Origin of the sequence: Methylobacterium sp. Leaf361 (genome assembly GCF_001424445.1) — a bacterium.
GTDB lineage: Bacteria > Pseudomonadota > Alphaproteobacteria > Rhizobiales > Beijerinckiaceae > Methylobacterium.
Genome location: NZ_LMPY01000082.1, coordinates 1 through 2,800, shown reverse-complemented (window position 1 = coordinate 2,800; position 2,800 = coordinate 1). Strand labels below are relative to the sequence as shown.

Below are 2,800 nucleotides of genomic sequence, written 5' to 3'. Positions count from 1 at the left end.
GAACCGAGCACTTCAGCGCCGCTCGCTCGCCCAGCCATCGTCACGCGACCGACGATGCACTAACTTCGAACCTGGGCCACCGCATGGGGGCAGGCCAGTTGCAGCAGCCTGCGATCGGCTGGCTGAAGAGTTGAAAGCTTGTGATCAGGCCGATTCGGCGGTTATGGGAACCGCAGCAGATATAATTTCGCAACCGAAATAGGCCTTAATCCTCCTCGGTGTCTGAGGAGATCTGCAAATACCGTTCCTTACTCTCAAGAATGTCTGAGTGTTTAGGTCTTCGTCTCTCCGGAAGGCGCCGGTTAAAATCCCTGTGATGAGAGATGTAGCAGGCTCAATTCTCGATTTTCTGTAAAAAATGTAAGATTTATGCTTTAGGAATCTGTGTTCGTGAGGGGCTAGCAAACAAGTCTGATCGCAAAGATCATTAGTATAGCTGGTGATGGGCACAATTATTTGAAGACCGTTGGCGCACGGATCTGTGCAGACGACAAACAAATGGGCCTTGCCCGGCTCCTTTGCCGTGCCCGACTCCATGAATAGCGTTCCGCGGGACAGAATGGGGCCAGGCACAATCGTCAGCGCTTGAGGGACCCGAACACCCTCGCGATTCGTTGATGGTCCCGGATAACCTCTGCCTGTTCGTCGGAATTTTCAATACCGACGGCAGTCATTATGCGTTCAAGCGGGATTGGGATCGACGTGTTGCCAGGGTTCTCCCACTCGGGAACGTTGCGCCTATCATGTGTCCAATCGCGCAGCTCCCATTCAGTCATGTGACCGAAGCGTTTCCAGACGGTATTCAGGCAGTCAATATCTGCATCGCTTAGCTCATCAAGGTCGTCTTCGCCGACAGAAGTATTTGCAGATATTTGATGATCCGCCCTGTCGCGAACAAAATCCGACCACCCACAAGCGGCCAAATCATATTCGCCATTGATGTGCGCATATGTTGTTGAATTTACTGGCCCATGCTTCATGGAAACACGAGATTCATCCAGTATCGGAAAGCCGAACTCCTTGATGCTTTCACGGTCGGCCAAATATACCAGCTTGGCCGCCTTCACGACGTGCATGCTGCGGCCGGCACAACGCATGGCGAAGAATGCGATGACCTGTGCAGCTTTGCGCGCGTTGTAATCACTGAACATCATATCATTTGTTAAGGTGCTGACCGCTGGAGGCTCCGGCGTTCTGGTTTTAGTTGCACTCACGTGTGAGAGGCCGACGCTGGTCCGCAGAAAATGGGCGAGCCGCCCCAGCGCACTTGCAAGCCGCTTCCCACGAGGAGATCGACGCTCAGGCTTGGGCGCCAAGTCGAACCGACTGGTCGTGCGCGGCCCAGCAGTTCGTCCGGCATACATGGCCCCTCGCGAAGTTGACGTAGGTGCGCTCTCGACGTAACTGCCCATCACAAAACGAGTTTTCTTGGAAATCCCCAAAGGCTATGCCCTTTGGGGATTTTAATAGCTCATATTTCCAGCGCCGATTCGCTCGTCAAGAGGCAATTCCACTCACTTGACAAAAGGAAAAAAATCTGGTATCGCTGCCGCTCGCGTCTGGCGTCAGCAACACCAGCGGTCTGGACGATCCTACAAAATTGTAACTTGCCTCGCGCCGCCCAGATTGCGGCTATCCTGCCGCCATGCGCACAGCCCTCGCCGCCCTCGCTCTCGTCGAGCTTCAGGTTCGGCTGCCCTCAGTCGTAGGCTTGGCGACCCTGACAACCCCCTTGGGCGTCAGTTTGTACTCCGCGAGGATGGTTCCATCCCCACCTACCGCTTGAACGTGCGACGGCTTGGTCTCATCCAACCGGCCCTTGCCATCCGAATAGGCCTCAAGTCGCTCCGCCGCCATATCGCAGGCTGCTCCGATCCCGAAGAACGGAACCGTTTCGTCGGCTANCATCCAACCGGCCCTTGCCATCCGAATAGGCCTCAAGTCGCTCCGCCGCCATATCGCAGGCTGCTCCGATCCCGAAGAACGGAACCGTTTCGTCGGCTATGCCAAGGTCGCCTATCTTGACCGAGAACAGTCGGATGACGATCGTTTCAGCCATCGGCGAACTCTGCTCCTGTTGAGGCTAAACATACGTCAGCGGGGTGTGGCGCGCGAGCCGTACCAGCAACCTCATCCCATCTTCGCCATATCCCACCCGTGATCCTGCACGATGTCGCGGGAGATCAACGCACCATACTTGCTATCGGCTGCTTCGGATCCCAACCCCTATCTCGACCAGCTATCGCGATAAAATTCGTCGACACGGTCCAATTTTCTCTTGATATCTCCTGCATTGCTGCGTCTTCCAGTTCCTAGATCTACCAGAAAAACATCATGGTAGCCTTTACGAAGGTATTCGCGGGCTTCTTCCATGGCAGATCTATTGGTCTCATGTTTTGTTGTAATCTCAGCCTTGCCAGCTGCATATGAAACCGAAAAACGTGTCAATGCGATATTCCTAGTTCATCGAAGACGAAAAACCCGCCTCGGCACTGGGCCGGGCGGGCATAGGTGTCTCTACGCTTGGGTACGAGGTAGACGTTCCAGCAGGCGATCTGTTCCGGAGGTCTCAATCCGCCCTCGCCATCTGTCGCCCGTGCTTCTGCCCGCTCGGCCCCGCCCCTATCTGCTCACGGGGCCGGGGGAGCGTCCGATCTCACCAGGCTGTGAGCCGAGCCTACCCTGCCGAGTCGTTCAATCTTATACCAAGTCTCGTTGAGCAGGACTCACGCTGGGTAGCGGTGGCGAGCGGGTTGTGATTCTGTCCTCTGGTTTGGAGCCTGAGGAGGATGGGATGGCC

General features: G+C 55.6%; 1 protein-coding gene. It reads right to left on the bottom strand.

The annotated features are described in order from the left end of the window. Positions 1-578 precede the first annotated feature (578 nt). Positions 579-1,316 (bottom strand): Panacea domain-containing protein, encoded by a 738-nt coding sequence (locus ASG32_RS33165; RefSeq protein WP_244492324.1) that lies wholly within the window; start codon positions 1,314-1,316, stop codon positions 579-581. Positions 1,317-2,800 lie beyond the last annotated feature (1,484 nt).